The organism is Pseudomonas sp. BF-R-19 (assembly GCF_019956445.1).
Taxonomy (GTDB): Bacteria; Pseudomonadota; Gammaproteobacteria; order Pseudomonadales; family Pseudomonadaceae; genus Aquipseudomonas; species Aquipseudomonas fluorescens_BH.
Genome location: NZ_JAHBDN010000092.1, coordinates 185,221 through 209,944, shown reverse-complemented (window position 1 = coordinate 209,944; position 24,724 = coordinate 185,221). Strand labels below are relative to the sequence as shown.

Sequence of the window (24,724 nt, the reverse complement as noted above, 5' to 3'; positions counted from 1 at the left end):
TCGGTACATCGACGAACACCAACCATCTGAATAAGGACATTTGCACCACCGTGGCCACTTACTCGCTCGTTATCCGCCGCTTGATGATCGTCTCACTGACCATCGTGGTCAGCCGCGCCATCACCAGCCCCTTGCTCACGCTGTTCCTGAGCAACAAGCTGGGCCTCAACCAACAGGACGTTGGCTTGCTGCTCGGTATCGCGGTGTTCATCGCCACCCTGCTGGCTCTTTACGGCGGCTATATCATCGACCGCCTGGAAAAGCGCCGGCTGCTGATCCTGGCAATGCTCTCCAGCGCCATCGGCTTCGTGCTGCTGACCTTTGCCGAAAACCTCTACCTGACCACCGCCACCCTGGTGATCACCGAGACCGCGTCAGCGCTGTTCCTCATCGGCTCCAAAGCGATCCTCAGCGAAAACCTGCCCATGGGCCAGCGGGCCAAGGCGTTTTCCCTGCGCTACACGCTGACCAACATCGGCTATGCCACAGGCCCCATGCTCGGCGTGGTGATTGCCGGGGTCTATCCGATCGCACCGTTCCTGATTGCCGGTGGCATTGCGTTCTTCAGCATTTTCCTGATGATAGGCATTCCCAGGGATTCGGCGCAGACACCCGCCATTGGGCAGCCCCCGAGTTTCCTGAAAACCCTGGTCACCCTGAAAAACGACCGCACCCTGATCATGTTCACTTGCGGCTGCCTGCTCAGCACCGTGGTGCACGGGCGTTTCACCCTCTACTTGTCGCAATACCTGCTGGTGACCCACGATTCCAAACGCGCCCTGGAAATCATGGCCGCCCTGCTCGCCTGCAACGCCATCAGCGTGATCCTGCTGCAGTACCAGATCGGCCGGTTCCTCAATCGCGAGAAGCTGCGCTACTGGATTGCCGCGGGCACCAGCCTGTTCATCCTTGGCCTGATCGGCTTCAGCCTGGCCGACAGCATGGTGAGTTGGTGCGTGGCGATGTTCATCTTCACCCTCGGTGAAATGATCATTTACCCGGCCGAATTCCTCTTCGTCGACACCCTGGCCCCGGAAGAGCTGCGCGGCAGCTATTACGGAGCCCAGAACCTGGCGGCCCTCGGTGGCGCCCTGAGCCCGGTGATTTGTGGCTATCTATTGATGCACACTCCCGCGCCCACGATGTTCCATGCCTTGAGCGCACTGACCGCGATGGGTGGGTTCCTGTGCTTCATGAGCGGTCGTCGGGTGGCTATGGTGCAAAAATAATGCACTGGAACTGCATTGATATGAACCTTTCAGCGGCACGAGCGGGTGAACGACAGCGAACCCTGCGCGGATCACGCGCAGACCGTCAGTCCCGCCTTGGGCACCGGGTTAATACATGCACCACGCCATCCGCCAGCACCATCACCCCCGGCACACCCGCCGCACGCAAGGCCTGTTCGTCCAGTCGGGTTACATCACGCAACTGGACCCGCACTCGCGTTATCGCAATGCGCTGTTGCGACGCCAGGTTATCCAGCCCACCCAGCGCGGCGACCACGCTCGACGGCAGGTCCGTAGAAAGCCTGGCAGCCACCTTCGGCTCATCCACCAGCAGATCCGGGGTCAATGCCTTCCAGAACGCCCGTTGCATTTTCTCGAACATGTTCAGTTCTCCAACACCTGTGAAGTTTCGACCATCGCCTGCTGCTGCGAAGACAAGGCCTCGCGGACCTGCTCAGCGCTCTCCAGCCCGAGTATCTGATGCGCGACGGCCTGACAGTCGCTGAGCTCGACCTCGCGAATCGCGGCCTTGATCGCCGGAATCAGCGGCACGCTGACCGACAGTTCATCCACCCCAAGCCCCAGCAACAGCGGCACCGCCAGAGTCTCCGAAGCCAGCGCGCCACACACCCCGACCCACTTGCCATGGGCATGGGCGGCCTTCACGGTGCTGGCGATCAGACGCAGCACCGCGGGGTGAAAACTGTCGGCCTGGCTGGCCAGACGTGGGTGATCGCGGTCCATGGCCAGGGTGTATTGGGTCAGGTCGTTGGTGCCGATGGAGAAGAAGTCCACCTCGGGGGCAAACAGGTCCGCCATCAGTGCCGCGGACGGGACTTCGATCATGATGCCCAGTTTCGGCAGCGACTTGAGCCCGAGCGCCAGCGCCTCTTCTTCCAGCATCTGCCGCGCCAGACGCAGCTCCGACAACTGGCTGACCATCGGCAGCATGATGTGCAGACGGGCCAGACCGGCGCTGCTCAGAATTGCCCGGAACTGCTCGCGCAACAGCTGCGGACGCTCCAGGCACAAGCGAATTCCGCGCATGCCCAGAAACGGATTGGCCTCGCTGTCCATTGGCACGTAAGCCAGCGGTTTGTCGCCGCCCACATCCAGTGTGCGCACCACCAGATTGCGCTCTGGCCCAAGGGCCCGGGCAATGGCGCTGTAAGTGACCGCTTGCTCGTCATGGCTGGGCGCGCTGTTGCGCTCCAGATAAAGAAACTCCGAACGCAGCAGACCGACACCCTCGCCGCCTAGCGCCATCGCCTGTTCGACCTCAAGCAGCGAGGCAACGTTGGCCGTCACCTCGAAGTGATGACCGTCACGGGTACAGGCCGCCAGCGAAGCCTGCTCGAGTTCGCGCTGATGCCGTTGCCGTTGCTGCTGACGTTTGCCGCGCAGCTGTTCGATAGCCGCCAGTTCAGGGTCCAGGTGCAACTCACCCTTGTCCGCATCGAGCAGCACTCGGGTTCCGCTGGCCAGCGACAGCACCTGCACTGGTAAACCACACACCGCTGGCAAACCCAAGGCCTGGGCGAGTATCGCCACATGGCTGGTGGCACCGCCGCCCACGGTGGCGAAACCCAACACCTTGTCGGTATCCAGGGCAGCGGTCTGCGACGGTGTCAGTTGTTCGGCAATCAAAATCGCCTGATCCGGCAACTCCCAGATACCGTCCGGCACCCCGAGAATCAGCTTGAGCACGCGCTGGCCGACATCCATCAGGTCCAACGCGCGCTCGGCCAACAAGGTGTTGCCCAGCGACTTGAACAGCGCAGCGGTGGCTTCGGTAGCACTGTTCCAGGCAAACGCCGCGCTCTTGCCCTCGGCAATCAGGGCCTGGGCTAGCTCCAGCAGACTCGGGTCTTCCAGTAACTCCTGATGTGCCTTGAAGATATCCTCCTGCGCCTGACCTTTCGCGTTGTCGCGCAAGTGTTGCAGTGCCTGCGTCGCGCGGGTCAGCGCATGCTCCAGCGATTCTCGCTCCACGCGTTGATCCGCGGCAAACTCGGGCACCTCCAGGGTGCGCTCAGCCACCTGCACCACCTGCCCAAAGGCCGAACCCGCCGAAGCACAGACACCGCGCAACAGCTTCGTCGACACCTCCGGCGCCTGAACCACCGGTGCTACGACCGCTACCGCAGTCACGGCCTCACCGCAGCCATCCGCCAGTAGTTGGGCCAACGTGCTGATTGCCAATTCGGCATCTGCGCCCACCGCACTGACCTGCAGCGCATCGCCGTGAACCGTCTGCAACGCCATGATCGCCACCAGGGACTTGGCGTTGGCGCTGTCCTGCTGCTTGTGCAGGCAAATGCTTGCCGCAAAACCTTTCGCCGCCTGCGCAAAGATCGCCGCCGGCCGCGCGTGCAGACCATTGGCGTTGGGCAGGTGGACCGGTTTGGAGAACAGCGCTTCGCCCTCCTCCTGCGCAACGCTGGAACGCGGATCGCCGAGGCTCAGGCGCAACACGGGCTGGGCACACGCCACCAGGCCATTGTCAGGTGTCAGCAGGCTGAAGGGCTCGCCACTGACCAACAGCATCAAGGTCAACAGGCTGCGGGCATGCAGGGCTACATAGTCGGCATCGAACTCGATCAACGGCTGTCCGGCCTCGACACGCTGGCCCTGCTCGACCAAGGCGCTAAACCCCTTACCCGCCAGGTTCACGGTGTCCAGACCAATGTGCAGCAACACCTGTACGCCATTGTCATCGGTGATGCTGATCGCATGGCCACTGTGTTGAAGGTTGCTGATCACGCCGGCCAACGGCGCGCAAAGGGTCTGCGAGGTCGGATCGATGCACAGGCCGTCGCCGATCACCCGGCTGGCGAACACCGGATCCGGCACGTGATCAAGTGGCACCAGCACCCCGGACAGCGGCGCCAGCAATTGCAATGGTTGGGTTATGGTCATGACTTCACCTGCGGTTTTGTTCTTTGAAGTGCCGATGGAGCGCGAGCTCCTACAGCATCGCTTATTTCCACCAGTACTCGACTTGCAATCCGACGTTCGCACCATGCAGCGCCGTGCCGAACGCGCCGGTATCGGACAACGCTGAACCTTGTGCCAGTTCATTGGCCGCACGCTTGGCCGCTTCGTTCCAGCTGGCATAGGTGTAGTACAAACGCACTTCGGGACGTTCCCAGAACCCCGGGCCTTTTGGCGACCAGGTCGGGACAAAGGAGAATTTACTCAACTTGCGCGTACCGCCTGGGGCCTCGACCTGATCGTGTCCCAGCTCAGTCACCAACTTGAATTGGTCGGTGATCGCGTAAGCCGGGCGAACGCCCAGGGAAATCCAGTTCTGGCCGTTACCGTCCGGGCGGATATCCTTCTGATAGACCGCTTCGACCTGACCACCAAAACGCGGTGTCACTTGCCAGTCGAAGAACTCCACCAGCCGGTAGCTCCTGTTGCTGTCGTCCAGGCCCACATCGCCGGTGTAACCCAACCCGGTGCCAGGCCCTTCGCCGTATTGCAGCGCCAGTTTGTTCTTACCGCCGAGGAAGTTTTTCTGCACATGCTGGGCGGTGATGGCCCAACCTGCGTGTGCATCGCTGCGGTCAGGCTTTTCGATGTAACTGAGGCCAAACTCCAGTTCACCGCCGGGGTTGGTCTGAAAACCTGCGACGTTGAAATCCTGCCGGGTGACATAATCCTTCTGGTACAGGTTGTCCTTGCGCGAAAAGGCGTAGCTGTATTTCAGGTCGCCGATCTTCACATCCTCGATACCACCACCCGTGGCGCTCTGGTTCCAGTAGTAGAAGTCGGAAATATGGATGTCGTTTCGTTTGTAGTAACGCCGCCCGGCCCACAACGAACCACCATTGAGACTCGGCAAGTTCGACCATTGTGCGTACATCTGCGGCATGCGCACCGAGCCGTTATCACCGTTGAACGTCAGGTCTTTGTCGTACTGGTTGTACAACGAAGCCATGCCGTCGACGCTCAGCACCGAGCCGTCGTCCAGGGTGTACACGTCCTGACGCAACTCCAGCTCGGCGTACTGCTCGCATTCGTTGCCCAAGCGGTATTTCGACTGGGCACCCTGCAGTTGAAAACACTGCTGGGAACCGCTGTTGACCGAAGTCCCGACGCCGCTACGCAAGTAACCGGCGAACTCCAAAGCCTGGGCCGAGAACGGCAACATCAGGCATGCGCACGATGCTGCAAGTTTGCGATTTATTGTTGTTTTCAAGAGGCATCTCATTATTTTTATTGTGCTCATCCGGTAAAATCTGCGCGCAAGAAACCCCACGCAGTGCTCTGCGCGTTGTTTGAAGAGCGTGTTTTTTAGTGGTCGGTCAGGTGCAAGACGAACGATTCGTATGGCCGCAGGAACAGCTGTCGACTACGAGTCTCACAATCCGGGAAGTTGCTGATCACCAGGCGTTGCAACATGCAGTCGGTGATTACCCGCTCCGGCAACTCGACTTCACACGCCGTGCCATAGAAGTTATTCACCACCAGCAGACGCTCGCCTTCGCCTTCACGCAGGTACACCCAGACCTGCGGGTGCGTGGGCAGGAGCTGGCGATACACGCCGTCCTGAATCAGCGGTTCGCTGTGACGCAGGGCAATCAACTGGCGATAGTGGTGCAGCACCGAAGTCGTGTCGTCGAGTTGGTTTTCGACGTTGATCTGCATGGCGTTGGCCGGCACGCCGATCCAGGGTTCGGCACTGCTGAAACCGGCATTGGGTTGCATGTTCCAGTGCATCGGGGTGCGACTGTTGTCGCGGGATTTCTGCATGATCGCGCTCATGCTCGATGCCTCGGACTCCCCGGCATCACGCTTGAGCCGGAAGATGTTCAGCGTCTCGACATCGCGGTACTGCTCGATGCTCTCAAAGCCCGGGTTGGTCATGCCCAACTCTTCACCCTGATAGATGAACGGCGTGCCCTGAAGAAAATGTAGCGCGGTGCCGAGCATCTTCGCCGACACCACGCGGTGTTCGCCGTCATCACCAAACCGCGAAACCACTCGCGGCTGATCGTGGTTACACCAGAACAGTGCATTCCAGCCGCCACCGGCCTGCATGCCGGTCTGCCAGTCGGAAAGGATGCGCTTGAGTTCAAGGAAGTCGAAGTCAGCGCGAACCCACTTCTGCAGGTTCGGGTAATCAACCTTCAGGTGATGAAAGTTGAAGGTCATCGACAGTTCTTTCGAGTCCGCTCGCGAGTAACGAATGCAATGTTCCAGGCTGGTGGAAGACATCTCGCCGACGTTGATCAGGTCATGGCCTTCGAAGACTTCGCGGTGCATTTCCTGCAAGTAGTCGTGCACGTTCGGGCCGTCGGTGTAGAAACGCCGACCGTCGCTGTTGTCCTCGGGAAAGTCTGCCGGTTTCGAGATCAGGTTGATCACGTCCAGACGGAAACCGCCGACGCCCTTGTCACGCCAGAAGCGCATCATCTTGAAGACTTCAGCGCGCACCTGCGGATTATCCCAGTTCAGGTCGGCCTGAGTGTGGTCGAACAGGTGCAGGTAGTACTGGCCGGTTTGCGCCTCGAACTCCCAGGCCGAACCACCGAACTTGGATTCCCAGTTGTTCGGCTGATCGCGCCAGATATAGAAATCGCGGTACGGGTTATCGAGACTGCTGCGGGCCTGCTGGAACCACTGGTGTTCGATGGAAGTGTGATTGACCACGATATCGAGCATCAACTTGATACCGCGTTTGCCGGCCTCGGCGATCAGCAACTCGCAGTCAGCCATGGTCCCGTAGCTCGGGTCGATGGCGTAGTAGTCGCTGATGTCGTAGCCATTGTCGCGCTGGGGCGAACGCAGGAACGGGGTGATCCACAGACAATCGACACCCAGCCATTGCAGGTAATCGAGCTTGGCCACCACCCCGAGCAGATCGCCCGTGGGGTTGCCGGCGTGGCTGTGAAAACTCTTCGGGTAGATCTGGTAGATCACCGAACGCTGCCAGTCTTGCATGGCGTATTCCTTTAATGAGTTTTGCTGTGTCTGGTCTGGCGTCTTCGTCGGATCGCCGCCCGGAGCAAGCCCGCTCCCACAGGGGTACGCATTGAAAAATGTGGGAGCGGGCTTGCCCGCGAATGGATCTATCAGGCGACTCGATATCCAGGCCGGACAATTTTCATGCTCAAGCCACAGGTCAAAACGAACGGCACGACCATGGCGATGACCATCCCGACCACGAACATCGGAATGAACTGCGGGATGATCGAGATGAAACCGGGCAAGCCACCGACACCGATCGCCGAGGCCTGAATCTTGTTCAGCGACAGGAACATGCAGCCCGCCGCCGAGCCGATCAACGCTGCGTAGAACGGAAACTTGTAGCGCAGGTTGACGCCGAACATGGCCGGTTCGGTGATGCCGAAATAGGCGGAAATCGCTGAGGTCGAGGCCATGCTTTTATCCCGCGCACTGCGGGTCATGTAGAACACCCCGAGTGCCGCGCTGCCTTGTGCGAGGTTGGACATGACGATCATCGGCCAGATGAAGGTGCCGCCCTGGGTGGAGATAAGCTGCAAATCGACCGCAAGAAACATGTGGTGCATGCCGGTAATCACCAGCGGCGCATACAGCAGACCGAAAATCGCCCCGCCGACCATCGGCGCCAGGTCAAACAAGGTCACCACGCCTTCGGTGATCAGAATCCCCAGGTGACGGGTCACCGGACCAATCACGGCCAGCGCCAACACCCCGGTCACGACGATCGTGGTAATCGGCACCACCAGCAGTTGAATGGCATTGGGTACCCGCGCCCGCAGCCATTTTTCAATGACGCTCATGACGTAGGCGGCCAGCAGGATCGGCAGAATCTGTCCTTGGTAGCCGACCTTCTCGATCTTGAACCAGCCAAAAATATCGAAATACGGCAGGCTCTGGCCGTCCAGCCCGGCCACCGCCTTGCCGTAGTTCCAGGCGTTGAGCAGGTCCGGGTGAACCAGCATCAGACCCAGCACGATGCCAAGGATTTCACTGCCGCCAAAACGCTTGGCTGCCGACCAGCCGACCAGCGCCGGGAGGAACACGAACGAGGTGTTGGCCATCAGATTGATCAAGCTCCAGACACCGTCCAGCGTCGGGTAGGCCTCAAGCAGGGTCTTGCCGGCAATGAACATGCCTTTGGCGCCGATCAGGTTGTTCACCCCCATCAGCAGGCCGGCAATGATCAGCGCCGGCAGAATCGGCATGAACACATCGGAGAACACCCGCACCAGACGCTGCATGGCATTGGTTTTATCGACGCCCTTTTGTTTCACGTCGGCGATGGTCGACGCAGCAAGCCCTGTCTGCTCGCGCAGCGCGGCGTAAACCTTCTCGACTTCGCCGGGACCGATGACCACCTGAAACAGGCCGCCGGTGAAGAACGAGCCTTTGACCAGGTCGATCTGATTCAGCGTCGTACTGTCGACCCGCTGTGGGTCTTTGAGGGCCAGGCGCAGACGCGTGACGCAATGTGCGGCCTGTTCAAGGTTGTCAGCGCCACCGAGGCTATGAAGCAGCTCGCTGGCGATAGTCGCGTAGTCATGGCTCATGCTTTTCATCCACTGTGTTTTTGTTGTTTGGCAGCACACCGAAGCGAAAAATACTCGTCTGTACGAGTTAAAGCAACAACTCGTACAGACGAGTTTGGGTTTATTTATCGATGACCCACCCAGCGGCGATATTTGCGACAGCCACGACCGCCCCGCCATTTGTGCAATAGACAAACCCTCACGCGTTCCCTAAGGTTCCTCCCTTGAGCACAACGCAGCCATTCCCATGAGCAAATACAGCCAGATCTACAGCGATCTGCTTACCAGCATCACCACCGAACGACTGGAACGCGGCGCCCGACTGCCTTCCGAAACCGAATTGATGGAGAGTTACCGGGCCAGTCGCGGTACTGTGCGCCAAGCCATAGAACTGCTTCAGGAACGCGGCTTCGCGCAAAAAATTCACGGTAAAGGCACCTTCGTGCTGTCGCCCAATCCGATCGAATTCCAGCTCGGCGGTATCGTCAGTTTCCAGGAAACCCACCCAAGGCTGGGCAATGATGTCAGCACCGAGGTGGTGGCGTTCGAGCAGTTCCCCCTGCAAGGTGCCTTGCGTGAACACCTGAAAGCCGAAGAAGGCAGCCTGATCACGCGGATCAAACGCGTGCGTCGAATCGATGGCAAACGGGTCATCCTCGACATCAACCACTTCGTCGCCGATCTTATTCCGGGGCTGAATTGCGAGATTGCCGAGCATTCGATCTATGCCTTCATCGAACAGACGCTGCAACTGCAAATCAGCTATGCCCAGCGCACCATCGAAGCCGTACCGCGAGGCAAGGACGACCAGCAGCACCTTGATCTTGAGGGGCAGAGCCATGTGATTGTGGTCAGCAACCAGACCTTTTTGCAGGACGGCCGGCAGTTCGAGTACACCGAGTCGCGGCATACCCTGGACAAGTTTTACTTTTCGGATGTGGCCAGGCGATGAAGGACTATCAACCTGCCTGCTGCAGAACAAGGTCAAGTCTTACCTTGATGTGGGTTATGACATAAAAGTTGATAAAGGAAACTTCAGTAAGCCGTGCGGTTACGATAGGGATGTTTATAACGGGTTGTTTACCCTGGTCCTGTACTCATAAGCCTTCGATCCACCCTGCCCCCGGTCGTTTCAATGCCCGCGAATGTAGTGTTCCAGTTGCCGGATCAGCTCGGCCTGCTCGACGATGGCTTCTTTGACCAGATCACCAATCGACAACAGGCCAATCAGTTGGTCGCCCTCCACCACCGGTAGATGGCGCAGATGACTGTCGGTCATGACCGCCATGCAACGCTCGATGCTCTGCTGACTGTCTGCTGTCACGACGGGCGCACTCATGATGGCCCGGACCGGCGTACCGACCGAAGAGCGCCCCTGTAGAACGACCTTGCGCGCATAGTCGCGTTCGCTGATAACGCCGACCACCTGCCCCTCCTCTATGACGGGTAGAGCACCGACATTTTTTTCCGCCATCATCTTCAACGCTTCAAGCACCATCTGGTCTGGCGCGATGCTATGCACCCGCCGGTTCTGCACGGCCTTGAGCTTCAGCAGTTGTGCGGCTGTTTTCATACGAACCCCCGATACTGTTTGTCATTGATCATCGACTCCGCCGGAGCCGGGCATACATCATTGATTGAATGAGCGCTCAGACCCCGGCGAAATCCATGTGGTCAGGCCACCGCGACCTCCACCTGGCCTTCGTTCAGCCGCACCGGCCAGACCCGCAGGCGCTGCTGCGGATACTCCAGGCAACTGCCGTCCTCAAGGCGGAAATGCTGTTTGTAGAGTGGCGAGGCAATCACCAGATCGCCCTTGATGCTGCCGATCAGACCGCGACCGATGACATTCGCCCCGGATTGCGGGTCATGATTATCGATGGCATAGAGGGTCTTGCCTTCGGCAGCCGGCAGGTAGAACAGCGCCACTTGTGCACCGTCGAGCCAGACGACGACGCCGGAGTTACTCACCAGATCCTCCTGGCTGCACACCGCTTGCCAGGCATCGGGATTGACCAGGGAGGAACTGGAATAGGCGCGCTGGGTATCGGACTGGCTCATCAGGCAATCTCCTCGATGACAGGGATAAGGTGGAGTTCAGCGGCCATGATCGGCCGGCGCTGACCGCGTTCCTGGACAAAGTGAATGTCCGGGTCCGGGCGTTGATCGTTGACGAAGGTGCGGAAGCGCTTGAGTTTTTCCGGGTCTTTCAGGGCATTGGCCCATTCGCATTCGTAGCGGTTGACCACCAATTGCATCTGCGATTCGAGCTCAAGGCCAAGCCCCAGGCTGTCGTTGATGACCACGTCCTTGAGGTAATCCAGGCCGCCCTCCAGGCTTTCACGCCAGACCGAGGTGCGCTGCAATTTGTCGGCGGTGCGGATGTAGAACATCAGGAACCGATCGATGTAACGGATCAGGGTGGCGTCATCGAGGTCGGTGGCGAACAACTCGGCGTGGCGCGGGCGCATGCCGCCGTTACCGCACACATAGAGGTTCCAGCCTTTCTCGGTGGCGATTACGCCAACGTCCTTGCTCTGCGCCTCGGCGCACTCACGGGTGCAACCGGAGACCGCGAACTTGAGCTTGTGCGGCGAGCGCAGGCCTTTGTAGCGATCCTCGAGGGTCAGGGCCATTTTCACGCTGTCCTGCACGCCATAACGGCACCAAGTGCTGCCGACACAGGACTTCACCGTGCGGGTCGATTTGCCGTAGGCGTGCCCGGTTTCGAAACCGGCCTCGATCAACTCGGACCAGATGTCCGGCAATTGATGCAATTGAGCACCGAACAGGTCGATGCGCTGCCCGCCGGTGATTTTGCTGTAGAGGTCGTATTTCTTCGCCACCACGCCAATCGCGATCAGCTTGTCGGCTGTGATCTCCCCCCCGGCGATGCGTGGCACCACCGAATAGGTGCCGTTTTTCTGCATGTTGGCCATGAAGGTGTCATTGGTGTCCTGCAACGGCACCAGCGACGTGTCCATGATCGGCTGGTTCCAGCACGAGGCGAGAATCGAGCCCACCGCCGGTTTGCAAACGTCGCAACCGGTATGACCACGGCCGTGCTTGGCCAACAGTTCTTCGAAGGTGATCACCCCTTCTACCCGCACCAGCGCATAAAGCTCCTGACGGGTGTAGGCGAAGTGTTCGCACAGGCTTTTATCGACACTGACGCCACGGGCAATCAACTCATGCTCGAAGACTTGCTTGAGCAGGCCCGCGCAACCGCCGCAGCCGGTGCAGGCCTTGGTCTGCGACTTGAGTTGGCCCAGGTCGGTGCAGCCGCCGTCGATGGCCGAACAAATGGAGCCCTTGGTGACGTTATGACATGAGCACACCGTGGCCGACTCGGGCAGCGCACCCGGGCCCAGGGTCGGCGCGCCTTCGGAGGACGGCAGAATCAGGCTGGCGGGTTCTGCCGGCAAGGCGATGCCGTTCTGCATGTATTGCAGCAAGGTGTCGTAATAGCTGTTGTCACCCACCAGCACTGCACCGAGGACGTGCTTGCCACTTGCATCCACCACCAGGCGCCGATAGCTGGCGCTGGTTTCGTCGATGAATTGATAGCTGCGCGCGCCCGGGGTGTTGCCGTGGGCGTCGCCGATGGAGCCGACATCCACCCCCAGCAGCTTGAGCTTGGTCGACATGTCGGCACCGGTGAACGGCTCGGCGACTTCGTTGCACAGACGGGCCGCGACGCTGCGTGCCATCTGGTAGCCCGGCGCGACCAGGCCGAACAGGCTGCCGTTCCATGAAGCGCATTCACCGATGGCGTAGATGTTCGGGTCGCAACTCAGGCACGTGTCGTCGATCACCACGCCACCGCGCGGACCGATCTCCAGCGCGCATTGACGAGCCAGCGCGTCTTGAGCGCGGATACCGGCGGAAAACACGATCAGGTCGGTTTCGAGGAATTCGTCATTGGCGAAGTTCATGCGATAGCGGTACTGCTCGCCCGCGCTGATCGATTGAGTGGCGCGGGACAGGTGTACACCGACGCCCAATCGTTCGATCTGCGCCTTGAGCGCCTGGCCACCGAGGTCATCGAGTTGTACCGGCATCAAGCGCGGCGCGAATTCCACCACGTGGGCTTCAAGGCCCAGGCTCTTCAACGCGTTCGCGGCCTCCAGACCCAGCAAGCCACCACCAACCACCACGCCGCGCCGGGCATTGGTCGCCGCAGCCCGAATGGCATCGAGGTCTTCCAGGGTGCGATAGACCAGGCGCGACTGACCTTCGGCGCCTTCGATTGGCGGAACAAACGGATAAGAACCGGTGGCCAGAACCAATTTGTCATACGTGACGCAACCTTGCGAAGTGACCACCTGGCGACGGACACGGTCGATTTCCAATACCGGCACACCCAGATGCAGCGTAACGCCGGGCGTCTGGTAAAGCGACGCATCGGACAGCGCCAGCGACTCGGCATCACGACCGGAGAAGTACTCGGAAAGGTGCACACGGTCATAGGCGCGCATCGGCTCCTCACTGAAGACGTGCAGCCGGTAATGGTCAAGCGCTCCCCGCTCGATCAGCTGTTCGACACAATGATGTCCGACCATGCCATTACCGATCACGATCAGCGTTTGCATCTTGTTCAACGTGGCAACATTGGAATTCATAGAAAGCACCCAGCCCCAGCCAATCACGGTTTTAAAAGCAAAAAAAACGCCTGAAACCTTTCGGTTCCAGGCGTCTTTGCCTGTTCTTTTGCGGTGTTGAAACCAGACGTCTATGCCTGATCCACCGATGCTGCCCACGACCTGTCCGGCCAATCGATCGTCGTTGACCGAGGGGGCTGTCCACACGAATGCTCTCCAGGTGGACCTGATGACAGCCTTGCAGCCTTTGTGCCAGTCAGCCACAGAGAGACTTCAACTATCTGGAAACACTGACTCTTGAGCCAGGGGGGATTGTCACGGCGACTGCCGTCCAGGCGCGTTTCGGTAAGTGTGAGCCGACTTCCAGGGAAGGTGAATGGTCAAGGGCAACCATTCGAGACGCTGGAGCGACCGCAGGCGAAAACGCTTTGCGGCGCTTCCGACTGGTGCGTTGTTACGCATGGCGCTTTATAAAAGTGCATGTACATCGGTGATGCCGAGCGCGTGGCGCAAGCGGGTTGCGTTCGTCATGCTGACTCCAATGTCGCGACACTTGCCATTCGGCGATAAACACCAGGAACGCGCCTACACTGAGATGAAGAACGATTGAGAGGACATGGAGCTCCACACATGCGCACTAGCGCCCTTGTGATACTCCTTATCAGCTATGCCGTGCTGATGGTGGTTTTTTTCAAGCTGAATGCTCGAAACAATCGACGCCGCAGAGAAAGTCTTTACGAAGCCTTTGAAACTACAATGCGAGAGCATGGGATCAAGTCTTTCGAGATTCTCAAGGAAAGTATTTATATCGGTAACAACTTTCGGCCATCAGAACTGTACCGGGTATTGCTAGACAATTCCGGGCGCTACTTTCTTTACTTGCACGCCAGCAACGCGCAGCCAATTTTAACGCCGCTGACCGAGGAGCGAGCGTTACAGGCTGCACAGGGTGAGATCGGAATTCAGGCATAGACCATCGCAACCGCCGCCACCAGGGACCATGCAGAGGTGGCGGGTGCCCGGCCCAGCGCCGGGCTTTTTGCTACCTGCTACGCTTTTCTTAGACACAGGAGAAGCGGCCATGCCCCTACCAGACGATCCTACCCCCGCCCTACTCAGCCGACTCAATCAGAACATCATGGCCTTGGGTTGCGCCATCGAAGAAATAGGCATCTGGATCAAACAACGCGGAGCCACGGAAGTGTCCGTAAGTATTGAGGATCATCTGGCCGTGATCACCGCAAATGCGGACTTCATAGCTGAAACCATTGCCGAACTGATTGCCAGGTGTGAGCCTGAAGAAGAGGAAGATCCCGAAGACTGAGCCCTCAGCATCGCCATGGTGGCAACTGTCGTCCGATGGGCGCCGCGTTCCCCCGAACCTCTTCATACCAACAGTCACCTCTGGGGAGAGTGTGTGTAACGCAACTGGCGAGGCGAACCAATAAAACCTAGGTCACCTTCAAACGTGCCTTACGCCCTCCATCAGAATTCCACAGTCCACCTACTAGCTTGCCGGCGAACGGCGAATAGTCACCGGCACCACTGCTTCTCACAAGGTATCCCGTCGTAGTCGCCGTCCATTTCCATTCCTGGGCAATTTTGCAGAAAGTTTTTAGCCTCTGCGCACGAGGTCATCTGCGAGCAATATTTGCGCCCATCGCATTTGACTGGAGCCGAGACAGGCTTCGGCGCAGTCACGACCGTAGCGGTGACTTGGGGACTCGATAGCCGAGCCTCAGCCCAGGACTGTAATTCAGGGGAAAGCTTCCAAGCCAACAGACCAACAACAAGCACAATCAAAATCAGTTTCATCTTGATCCATCCATGATGAGAGACCGTTTGTGTTCTCACGTTGCCTGCTTTCCAGCGTAACTCACTAATCCACATACAGCCTGCCGGTGGGAGGCGGCCAACTGCTACGCAGGTTGGAAGGAAGAAGAGATGCCAGGCTTTCGCGAAGTGCGAGCGCTGTCGCTGCCTTTGTACGAGAAAGCCGGAAAAGATGGGCAGAAAATCGCGGGGCATGCGAGCGAAGGCATGACCAAAAACTACCAACGAGACCACGAGGAAATCATCTGGTCAGAGGCGATTTCGGACCTGAATATCAGCGAAATCACCGGGTATTTTTGCGCAAGCCTGAAACGAGAAAGGGGATCAAGCCGCTAAGTGCTTGATCCCCCTTACGAAATATGGCGGGACGGAGTGATTCGAACACTCGACCCCTAGCACCCCATGCACGCAGGCCCCATGCAAGCCCCTTTGTAATGGCCGTTTTTACTGGCGCTCGCTGCAATCGAATGCCTACAAGAGCTTACAAGTGCGTGGGAAAGTCACGCAAAAGTCACGCACGCCTTATTGGCCCATCCCCGGCGTTCTGCCGACCGTCCCCCTATAAATTGTAGAGCTTATGTAACCGCTTTGTACCGCGTATGATACGCACGTGCCAGAAACAGGCCCAATATTAAGCATGGAACACAATCGACAATGACGTCTCTCGCCGAACCGACCAGCACGCTATTAACCCTAAACACCCACAGTACGAAATACCGGCCGGACATTGATGGCCTGCGCGCAATCGCCGTCCTGTCCGTGGTCGGCTTTCACGCCTTCCCGGAATGGGTGACTGGCGGCTTCATCGGCGTAGATATTTTCTTCGTGATTTCCGGGTATCTGATCACCACGATCCTGCTCGAAGGCCTGGCACGCGGGAAGTTCAGCATTCCGGATTTCTACGTTCGGCGCGTCAACCGCATATTCCCGGCCTTGCTTACGGTGATGATCGCCAGCTATGCGTTCGGCTGGGTGACACTGTTCCCCGACGAGTTCCAGCAGCTCGGCAAACACATTGCTGGCGGCTCTGCCTTTATATCCAACCTGGTTCTGTGGAACGAAAGCGGGTACTTCGACACGTCCGCCGAGATAAAGCCGTTCCTGCATCTATGGTCATTGGGCATTGAAGAGCAGTACTACATCTTCTGGCCGGTGATCATGTGGGCCGCTTGGAAAAAACAGTTAAACCTGCTGACCATCGCGGTGTTGTTGCTCGGCGCTTCGTTCGCCCTGAACATGGAGTACATCAAGGAAGACCCTACGTTCACCTTCTACATGCCCCAGACTCGTTGCTGGGAACTGTTGATCGGCTCCGTGCTGGCCTACCTGTCACTCTATAAAATCTCGGCCTTTGATAAAGCCTTTGCAGCGACAGACCGATTTTTAGCCGCGATCATTCACAAGCCGGTACCGGTAGAGAGCGGCCAAATAATCAGAAACGTCCTGTCGTTTATCGGGCTGGGGTTCATTGCCTACGGCCTGGCAACCATCACCAAGGATGATCAATTTCCCGGGTGGCGCGCAATTTTCCCAACAGTCGGTACCGCGCTGATCATCGCCGCTGGCTCGCGGTCTTGGCTCAATCGCTCGATACTTTCCAACAAGCCGATGGTGTGGGTCGGTCTGATCAGCTTCCCGCTGTACCTGTGGCACTGGCCTCTTTTGACATTCGCCCGCATCATTCAGAGCGATGTACCATCCCAAGAAATCAGAATTGCGGCCGTGCTCTCCGCTTTCATTTTAGCTTGGCTGACATATCGCTTTCTTGAGCGCCCTTTACGAAACAACCAAAGTAAATTCAAAACTCCTATTCTTGTCATCCTGATGGCAAGCATCGGCGGTGTGGGTTTTGCAACTTTCAATCTGGGTGGGCTGCCTGACCGCGAGGCAGTCAAAAGCGCGGAAGAGTTCAATAGCCAATTTGTAGGGCCGATATGGAAATTCACCAAAAACGACATGTGTATCAATCGATACCAGTTTAAAGAAGCAGAATCATATGGCTGGTGGTTTTGCATTACAAATAGAGATGAAAAACCAACCTTGCTCTTATTGGGCAACAGCTACGCAAACCATTTGTATCCTGGGCTTGCGACGGAAAACAAAATAAATAATCAGACCATTCTTTCTATTGGTGCCTGCACCCCGAACCAGGGCATTCCATCTGATGAAAATACAGCAACAACGATAAGTCCGTGTTCTGGTTATCGGGCTTACCATCAGAAACTCCTGATCAACAGCATCATTGAAAAAGACAAAACAATAAAATACGCAATTCTAGACGGTCTCGATCCAAAACCGGAAGAAAATGCAATTAAAACAATTGAAGAGCGGATAAGCTATCTTGAAGCCAACGGAATTCAAGTCATACTTTTTGTTCCTCACATCACAACAACCCATGACCTAAAAAGCTGTTTTTCTCGTCCACTTAAAAGTGGACCAGCCTCTTGCGACGTTAGTCCACAAGCAAGGGAAACAGCACTCAATGACTTCAAGCCATTAGTCGATAAAATTTCAAGCAAACACCCAACCGTACGGGTTTTTGATCAGAATGAATTATTTTGCAACTTCCTTGGCTGTTCTCTTACAAAAAATGGGATGCCTCTATTTAGAGATGAATATAGTCATTACTCCGAGTACGCGAGTACAGAACTAGCAAAATTGTTTGTGAAGTGGGCAGAGAAAAACGTACCGGGGATTCTAGAAAAATAATCAAGCAAGCTGCCAAGGCGATCAACCCGTAATCGCCAGTTGTATTTTATTGTTCGCGGAGTGAAATGTAGGCCTGCTCACAGGTCAGTCCCCGGGCTCGGGCTTGGTCAGCCATTGCAGCCAGGTCGCCCGTTCGCGGGTCAGCGCGTTTGAACACGTCGGCAAGCACAGCGGCGGCGCGGGCAGCTGCCTTGCTTGCGGCGGCAGTGCAGGAATTGGCGCTGGCTTCACTGGTTGCGAGTCGACGGGCAAGGTTGTCGGCGGCGAGCTGCACACCGTCAGCAGAAGCGCGAGCGGCAGCAGCATCAGCCGTTGCTTGATCGATGATGCGTTGCCCATCTTGAACTGCCTTGTTGATTGACTGTTGGCAGGCCTGCTCTTTAGCTCGCTCGGCGTCCTCATTGAGCGCTCTCGCCTCGCCGAGCACGTTCTTCAGCTTGATTTCGGCTTCATGACCGGCAGAAATCAGCTGTGGATTCAACCGGTTTTCCTGAACAAGTGGATTTAATGGGTTATGTCCGGCACGACAAAGTGTGCCGGCCACTTCCACCACCGGTGTTTACTTTTTAATGGACACAATCGTGGCTTTGTTGCCGTCTAGCCGAAAGGAGAACGTCACGCGGTCTCCAGCTGTCAGTCCTGCCAGCTGATCTTCCGTTACGGAAAAGGCCATGGTCATCGGTGGCCATTGCACAGCTGGAACAGCGCCGTGAGAGATGGTCACCGTATGCTTCGTAGTATCGATAGCCTTGATCGTTCCGTCGGAGGTGGCCACTGGAGCCTGCTTTGTTTCTTGCTTCATCTGCATGCCCTCCATACCGTCCATTTTCATGCCCGGCATGTCTTCTGCCTGGGCGGAAAAAGACAGCATAACTACGGTGCTAACAGCTGCAATCAGGGTCAGTTTCATACGACTTTTCCTTGAGGTGTGGTGGGTACAAATTGGAGGTGCCGACGGCGCATCAATCGATAGGCTGCCGGAATGACAAACAGGGACAGCAAGGGAGCGGTGATCATGCCGCCAACCATGGGCGCGGCAATGCGGCTCATGACTTCGCTGCCGGTGCCGTTGCCCAATAGGATGGGTAGCAGACCGGCAATGATCACGGCCACGGTCATGGCCTTGGGTCGAACGCGCTGCACAGCGCCTTCACGAATGGCCGCCATCAGCCCACGCTCAGTGCAGTCACCGAGGTCTTCACGTTCGGCCCAAGCATTCTTCAGGTAGAGCAGCATGATCACACCGAACTCGGCAGAAACCCCGGCCAAGGCGATAAAGCCGACCCCGGTGGCGACCGACAGGTTGAAGCCCAACAGATAGAGAAACCATGCCCCCCCAGTCAGTGCGAATGGCAGAGTGGCCATGATCAGCAAGGCCTCATCGAAGCGGGCAAAAGTCAGGTAGAGCAACACGAAGATGATCAACAGCGTGGCCGGCACCACCAGCTTGAGTCGCGCATTGGCTCTTTCGAGAAATTCGAACTGCCCTGAGTAGCTCAGGCTCATACCGGGCTGCAACTTGACCTGATCGCTGACGACCCGGCGTAGATCGGCGACCACCGAGGCAATGTCCCGGCCACGCACGTCGATGTATACCCAACCAGAGGGCCGTGCGTTCTCGCTTTTGAGCATCGGTGGGCCGTCGCTGACCTTGACCTTCGCCACAGTGCCAAGGGTGATCTGGCTACCCAGTGGGGTGTAGATCGGCAATTGCTCCAGGGCGCCGAGCGAGTCGCGCCACTCCCGTGGGTAACGTACGTTGATTGGGAAACGTGCGAGCCCTTCAATGGTCTCGCCGACGTTTTCACCGCCGATAGCACCGGCCACGATGGACTGCACATCAGCGATGTTCAGCCCGTAACGAGCGGCGGACTTGCGGTCGATATCCACGTCGATATAGCGGCCGCCGGTCAATCGCTCGGCCAGCGCCGAACTGACACCAGGCACGTCCTTGGCTACTCGCTCGACCGCCTGGGTGACCGCATCGATTTCCGCCAGATTGGTGCCGGCAACCTTCACGCCAATTGGGCTCTTTATACCCGTCGCCAGCATGTCGATACGGTTGCGAATCGGCGGTATCCAGATGTTTGTCAAACCGGGTACGCGCACCACGCGATCCAGTTCCTCCACCAACTTTTCCTGAGTCATGCCTGGACGCCATTGCTCGTGTGGCTTGAACTGGATCGCGGTTTCGAACATCTCCAGCGGTGCCGGATCGGTGGCGGTTTCGGCACGACCGGCTTTACCGAAGACATGTTCGACCTCTGGCACGGTCTTGATCAGGCGGTCAGTCTGTTGCAGCAGTTGCGCCGCTTTCTGCGCAGACAATCCTGGCAGAGCTGAAGGCATATAGAGCAGGTCGCCCTCGTCCAACGGGGGGAGAAACTCGCCACCCAAACGCGACATTGGCCATAACGCACTGACAAAAACCAACAGCGCCACCAGCAACGTGATCTTTGGTCGACGCAAGACTGCGTCCAGGGCTGGTTGGTAAATTCGAATCAACCACCGGTTCAACGGGTTCTGTTGTTCACTGGGAATTCGCCCCCGAATCCAGTAACCCATCAGCACTGGCACCAACGTCACTGACAATCCCGCCGCTGCGGCCATGGCGTAGGTCTTGGTGAAAGCCAATGGGCCGAACAGTCGCCCCTCTTGTGCTTCCAGGGTGAACACCGGTATGAACGACAGGGTGATGATCAACAGACAGAAAAACAGCGCTGGTCCCACTTCAGCCGCGGCTTCAGTCATCACATGCCAATGATGTTCACCCTTCAGCTCCTCTCCAGGATTGGCCACGTGCCACGCTTCAATCTTTTTGTGGGCGTTCTCGATCATCACCACGGCGGCATCGACCATGGCGCCGATGGCGATGGCGATTCCACCCAAGGACATGATGTTGGCGTTGATGCCTTGGTAGCGCATGACGATGAATGCAATCAGCACCCCCACCGGCAGAGAGATGATCGCCACCAGCGATGAGCGCAAATGCCAGAGAAAGACCCCGCAGACCAAGGCAACGACGATGAACTCCTCGATGAGCTTGTGGCTGAGATTTTCCACCGCACGATCGATCAGCTTGCTGCGATCGTAGGTGGTGACGATTTCCACCCCGGCCGGCAAGCTGCTTTTCAGTTCGTCGAGTTTGGTCTTGACCGCTGCAATGGTCTCGCGGGCATTCTTGCCACTGCGCAAAATCACCACGCCACCGACCGTCTCGCCTTCGCCGTCGAGCTCGGTGATGCCACGGCGCATTTCCGGTCCTGATTGAATCGTGGCGACATCGCCAAGGGTCACCGGCACACCACCCGCACCCAACTTGAGCGGGATCGCCCGAAAGTCATTGAGTGTCTTCAAGTAACCGGAAGCCCGCACGATGAACTCGGTCTCTGCCATCTCCAGCACCGCCCCACCGGTTTCCTGATTGGCCTTGCCGATAGCCTCGGTCACCTCAGCCTGAGTGATACCGAGACTGGCGAGTTTCAGCGGATCAAGCTGCACCTGGTACTGCTTGACCATCCCGCCGACCGTCGCCACTTCCGCAACGTTGGGCAGCGTCTTGAGTTCAAACTTGAGAAACCAGTCCTGAAGCGCGCGTAGTTGCGCCAGATCGTGTCCACCACTGCGATCCACCAGTGCGTATTGATAGATCCAGCCCACTCCCGTCGCATCCGGCCCCAACGCTGGCTTGGCGCTGGCCGGCAACCGACTTTGTATTTGGCTCAGGTACTCCAGCACCCGCGAGCGAGCCCAATACAAGTCAGTGCCGTCTTCAAACAGCACGTAGACAAAGCTGTCACCGAAGAAGGAATAACCACGCACGGTCTTGGCGCCCGGCACCGAGAGCATGGTGGTGGCCAACGGATAGGTCACCTGATTCTCGACAATCTGCGGCGCTTGTCCTGCATAAGGGGTGCGGATAATCACCTGCACATCGGAAAGGTCTGGCAGTGCATCAATGGGCGTGCTCTGCACCGACCAGATACCCCAAGCCGTGACGAACAATGTCGCCAGTAGCACCAGGAATCGGTTGGCCACCGACCAACGAATCAGGGCGGCAATCATGGCTGGCCCCCCGATTTATCCAGGCGCTCGACACGCAAGCCATCGTCGGTCTGGCTCACCGCGACCCGAACCTTGTCACCCGCCTTGAGGCCCTGCATCAGCGCCGGACTGGCAAGTGGGAACGTCATCGTCATGCCAGGCATGCCCAGCGTCTTGAAGGGACCGTGGGCGAGCGTGACGTCTTTGTCGTTGATCTCAACGATCTGCCCATCCGCTTCATGAAAACTGGCGGCGGCCGCACTGGGTGGTGACTCTTCCTCCGAGCTTGCAACGATGCCCTTGAGACTGGCCTCCGAGTCGAGCAGGAACTGACCAGACGTAACCACCTTCTGACCTTCGCCCAGACCTTTCAAAATCGCCGTCTTGCCATCGCTTTCCTGCCCGGGTTGCACCTCCACTGGGCGGTAGTGGCCCGCATCTTCGGCGAGCATCACCAGGGCACGTCGGCCAGTGCGAATCACCGCTTCGCTTGGCACCCACAATACACTTTGCTCAGCTGTACGATTCAGGCGGACCTGCGCCGTCAAACCTGGTCTCAGGCTCCTCCCGTCCGAATTGGGCAGTTCCACCCGCACGCGAAGCGTGCGACTGTCCGGATTGGTTTCAGGCAAAATCGCGTTGACCTTGCCACTGAGCGTTGCCCCTGGAAAGGCTGGCAGGCGCGCTTCGACTGCCTGCCCCACAGTGATGGCTCCGGCATCCGATTCCGGAACGGCCACGGCGAGCCAGACACTGCTCAAGCCATTGACGCGTGCCAGAGTCTCGCCAGCCGCCACGGTCATACCCGCACGTACGTTCAGCTCTTGCAGCACGCCGCTGATGGGACTGGTGAGGGTCAGGTTCGGCTGGACTTTGCCACTGCGCTCTAGCTGGGTGATCAGCGTAGCCGGCATCCCTGTGAGCCGCAGTCGCTGACGGGCCGCCGCCAGCAGGTCGGCATCCCCATTGCGCTTGAGGGCAAGAAACTCTGTCTGGGCGGCCGCCCACTCCGGCACCAGGATTTCCGCCAATGCCGCGTTGGCTTTGAGCACATCACCGGGTGCATGGGCATAGACCCGCTCCACAAAGCCCGGGGTGCGTGCCTGGATCACAGCGACATCACGTTCGTTGAACGCCAGGACACCGGTTACTTCGAGGCTGGACTCAAAGACGCCACGAGTGACAGTCGCAAAACGCAGACCGAGATTCTGGGTCAGACTCGGATCGATACTGACGGTCGCGCGATCCCCGACGCCACTGGCGTATTGGGGGACCAGTTGCATGTCCATGAAGGGGGACTTACCCGGTTTATCGAACTTTTGCTGCGGGTACATGGGGTCGTACCAATACAGAGCCTTGCGTTCATCCGGTGAATTAAGGCTCTGCTCCGAAGCGGTACCTGGTACTCCGTTCATGCGCTGGGGAGCGAACCAGTAACCACCGGCTACACCCAATGCCAGCGAGATGCCTGCCAGCCATGCCCCGTTCCATTTTTCAAGGTTCATTGGCTGGACTCCCCATAGGCAAAAAACAGACGCGCACTGGTCAGTGCTCGCTGTTCTTCCACGTCGATCTGTTTGAGTCGGGCTTCGATGAGTTCACGTCGGGCGGCAACAACGGCGTTTAAATCGCCTTTGCCGGCACGGTAACTGGCCATGCTGAGTTCGACCTTTTCCCTGGCCAGTGGCAACAGGCTTTCCTGGTTCCGGCTTACCGCACGACTCAGGCGCTCATAGTCAGCCAGTTCGTTTTCCAGTTGCTGAGTGTGCTCGCGTGACAGGGCAACGCGCTCAGCCTCAAGCTGACTGAGTTCGGCCTGTTTGGCTGCGATTTTGGGGTTTTGCCGGGCGTCAGGAAACAGCGGCAAGTCCCAGGAAAATTGCACGCTGACCATATCGCCAAACTCACGACCACGGCGCTGGTAATCCAGTTCCCAGCTCCAGTCCGACTGCTTCTGCGACACGGCTTCACGAACCTTGGCTTGCGCTTCGCGGGTCATCGGCGCAAACGCTGCCAACTCGGGGTGGTGTTGCAGTTTATGGGCGTAGCTTGAGGGATCGACAGACCACTCCGGCAAGCTGCCCACAGGCTTGTCATTGGCGGCAGAGCCAATCCAGCGTTTGAGGGCCGCTCGGGCCTGCACGCGCTGGCGAACCAGATCGTCCTGTTGCTCCGCCAGTCGGGCCGCTTCTTGCTTGGGCGTCACCGCATCGGCGGGTTGAGCACGGCCACCGGCAATCTGGGCGCGGACGGTATCGGTCAGCAGGCGGTTTTCTTTGTAGAAGTCCTGGAACAGCGCATCTTTGCGCTCAACCGAGTAGCTGCTGATCCAGGCCACCGCCGTGGACTGGCGTACCTTCAGGCGTTCGACCCGACGCTCTGCCGCAGCTCGATCAACGGCCGCATCGGCGACCTCAATACGCGCTTTGCGCTTGTCACTGTTGGGCATCTCTTGCCTGACCCCGACCATTTGCATGGTCATGAAGTCCTGGTCAATGCTCCAGCGATCCGGGCCGCCGATGGGGTAGTTCTGCACACCTGCCAGCAACTTGGGGTCAGGTAATTCACCCGCTGGAATAGCCGCACTGCTGGCAGCCTGAATTTTGGCGTCTTGTGCGGTCAGCGACGGTGCATTGTTTTCAGCCAGCCGCAACGCTTCATCGAGTGTCAATGCGGCAGCGAAGCCCGGCAATGCCAGTACGCTTGCCGCCAGACCGGCCACGAGGGACCAACCTGTGCAATAGCACTTGGAGTTCATGTTTACGATTCCTGTGATCATCCACTGCACGCGTCAAAAGACATGCGC

General features: G+C 58.2%; 20 protein-coding genes and 1 pseudogene. 7 read left to right on the top strand and 14 right to left on the bottom strand.

What is annotated here, in order from left to right; genetic code table 11:
• The first annotated feature begins 50 nt into the window (after positions 1–50).
• Complete coding sequence (locus tag KGB28_RS26720) at positions 51–1,229, top strand: MFS transporter (protein WP_223448544.1); 1,179 nt, start codon at positions 51–53, stop codon at positions 1,227–1,229.
• Between the two features lie 85 nt (positions 1,230–1,314).
• Here KGB28_RS26720 and KGB28_RS26715 read toward each other — a convergent pair whose 3' ends face one another.
• The 5 genes from KGB28_RS26715 to treP form a co-directional block, all read right to left on the bottom strand.
• Positions 1,315–1,611: a PTS transporter subunit EIIB gene (locus tag KGB28_RS26715; protein ID WP_223448543.1), complete on the bottom strand. Its 297-nt coding sequence runs from the start codon at positions 1,609–1,611 to the stop codon at positions 1,315–1,317.
• Between the two features lie 2 nt (positions 1,612–1,613).
• Positions 1,614–4,148: a phosphoenolpyruvate--protein phosphotransferase gene (gene ptsP, locus KGB28_RS26710; RefSeq protein WP_223448542.1), complete on the bottom strand. Its 2,535-nt coding sequence runs from the start codon at positions 4,146–4,148 to the stop codon at positions 1,614–1,616.
• A gap of 61 nt (positions 4,149–4,209) precedes the next feature.
• Positions 4,210–5,433 carry a maltoporin gene (locus KGB28_RS26705; protein ID WP_223448541.1) on the bottom strand — a complete coding sequence of 408 codons (1,224 nt, stop codon included), beginning with the start codon at positions 5,431–5,433 and terminating at the stop codon, positions 4,210–4,212.
• A gap of 95 nt (positions 5,434–5,528) precedes the next feature.
• Positions 5,529–7,178, bottom strand: coding sequence for an alpha,alpha-phosphotrehalase (gene treC / locus KGB28_RS26700; protein WP_223448540.1), 1,650 nt, complete (start codon positions 7,176–7,178; stop codon positions 5,529–5,531).
• A gap of 131 nt (positions 7,179–7,309) precedes the next feature.
• Positions 7,310–8,752: a PTS system trehalose-specific EIIBC component gene (gene treP / locus KGB28_RS26695; RefSeq protein ID WP_223448539.1), complete on the bottom strand. Its 1,443-nt coding sequence runs from the start codon at positions 8,750–8,752 to the stop codon at positions 7,310–7,312.
• Positions 8,753–8,978: 226 nt separating this feature from the next.
• Here treP and treR point away from each other — a divergent pair, with 226 nt between their 5' ends.
• Positions 8,979–9,683: a trehalose operon repressor gene (treR, locus tag KGB28_RS26690; RefSeq protein ID WP_150727256.1), complete on the top strand. Its 705-nt coding sequence runs from the start codon at positions 8,979–8,981 to the stop codon at positions 9,681–9,683.
• Positions 9,684–9,863: 180 nt separating this feature from the next.
• On the opposite strand, the gene KGB28_RS26685 is transcribed toward treR, so the two are convergent.
• The 3 genes from KGB28_RS26685 to nirB all read right to left on the bottom strand — a co-directional run bounded on the left by KGB28_RS26685 (position 9,864) and on the right by nirB (position 13,353).
• Positions 9,864–10,304 carry a CBS domain-containing protein gene (locus KGB28_RS26685; RefSeq protein ID WP_150727255.1) on the bottom strand — a complete coding sequence of 147 codons (441 nt, stop codon included), beginning with the start codon at positions 10,302–10,304 and terminating at the stop codon, positions 9,864–9,866.
• 101 nt (positions 10,305–10,405) lie between these two features.
• On the bottom strand, positions 10,406–10,792 hold the full coding sequence (nirD, locus tag KGB28_RS26680; RefSeq protein ID WP_223448538.1) for a nitrite reductase small subunit NirD: 387 nt from the start codon (positions 10,790–10,792) through the stop codon (positions 10,406–10,408).
• Positions 10,792–13,353 carry a nitrite reductase large subunit NirB gene (gene nirB, locus KGB28_RS26675; RefSeq protein ID WP_223448537.1) on the bottom strand — a complete coding sequence of 854 codons (2,562 nt, stop codon included), beginning with the start codon at positions 13,351–13,353 and terminating at the stop codon, positions 10,792–10,794. Before nirB ends, nirD begins: the two co-directional genes overlap by 1 nt.
• Positions 13,354–13,708: 355 nt before the next feature.
• Between nirB and KGB28_RS26670 the strand changes: the two genes are divergently transcribed.
• From KGB28_RS26670 to KGB28_RS26660, 3 genes are all read left to right on the top strand, one after another.
• The gene (locus KGB28_RS26670; RefSeq protein ID WP_223448536.1) at positions 13,709–13,942 is read left to right on the top strand and encodes a hypothetical protein; all 234 of its coding nucleotides are present in this window, start codon (positions 13,709–13,711) and stop codon (positions 13,940–13,942) included.
• A 20-nt stretch (positions 13,943–13,962) separates the two neighbouring features.
• Positions 13,963–14,304, top strand: coding sequence for a hypothetical protein (locus KGB28_RS26665; protein ID WP_223448535.1), 342 nt, complete (start codon positions 13,963–13,965; stop codon positions 14,302–14,304).
• A gap of 109 nt (positions 14,305–14,413) precedes the next feature.
• A complete protein-coding gene (locus KGB28_RS26660) occupies positions 14,414–14,656 on the top strand; it encodes a hypothetical protein (RefSeq protein ID WP_223448534.1) in 243 nt (80 codons plus the stop codon).
• A 209-nt stretch (positions 14,657–14,865) separates the two neighbouring features.
• Here the strand turns inward: KGB28_RS26660 and KGB28_RS26655 are convergent, their stop codons facing one another.
• Positions 14,866–15,147, bottom strand: a complete 282-nt coding sequence (locus KGB28_RS26655; RefSeq protein WP_223448533.1) for an excalibur calcium-binding domain-containing protein — start codon at positions 15,145–15,147, stop codon at positions 14,866–14,868.
• Between the two features lie 90 nt (positions 15,148–15,237).
• Here KGB28_RS26655 and KGB28_RS26650 point away from each other — a divergent pair.
• Positions 15,238–15,501, top strand: a pseudogene (locus KGB28_RS26650) (hypothetical protein); the annotation flags it as partial.
• A 318-nt stretch (positions 15,502–15,819) separates the two neighbouring features.
• Entirely contained in the window at positions 15,820–17,874 is a 2,055-nt protein-coding gene (locus KGB28_RS26645) for an acyltransferase family protein (protein WP_223448532.1), read from the top strand.
• A 46-nt stretch (positions 17,875–17,920) separates the two neighbouring features.
• Here KGB28_RS26645 and KGB28_RS26640 read toward each other — a convergent pair whose 3' ends face one another.
• From KGB28_RS26640 to KGB28_RS26620, 5 genes are all read right to left on the bottom strand, one after another.
• Complete coding sequence (locus KGB28_RS26640; protein WP_223448588.1) at positions 17,921–18,343, bottom strand: DUF2514 family protein; 423 nt, start codon at positions 18,341–18,343, stop codon at positions 17,921–17,923.
• A gap of 90 nt (positions 18,344–18,433) precedes the next feature.
• Entirely contained in the window at positions 18,434–18,784 is a 351-nt protein-coding gene (locus KGB28_RS26635) for a copper-binding protein (protein ID WP_223448531.1), read from the bottom strand.
• On the bottom strand, positions 18,781–21,939 hold the full coding sequence (locus KGB28_RS26630) for an efflux RND transporter permease subunit (protein WP_223448530.1): 3,159 nt from the start codon (positions 21,937–21,939) through the stop codon (positions 18,781–18,783). Before KGB28_RS26630 ends, KGB28_RS26635 begins: the two co-directional genes overlap by 4 nt.
• Positions 21,936–23,423 carry an efflux RND transporter periplasmic adaptor subunit gene (locus KGB28_RS26625; RefSeq protein WP_223448529.1) on the bottom strand — a complete coding sequence of 496 codons (1,488 nt, stop codon included), beginning with the start codon at positions 23,421–23,423 and terminating at the stop codon, positions 21,936–21,938. Before KGB28_RS26625 ends, KGB28_RS26630 begins: the two co-directional genes overlap by 4 nt.
• Positions 23,420–24,676, bottom strand: coding sequence for a TolC family protein (locus KGB28_RS26620; protein ID WP_223448528.1), 1,257 nt, complete (start codon positions 24,674–24,676; stop codon positions 23,420–23,422). Before KGB28_RS26620 ends, KGB28_RS26625 begins: the two co-directional genes overlap by 4 nt.
• Between the last annotated feature and the right edge of the window lie 48 nt (positions 24,677–24,724).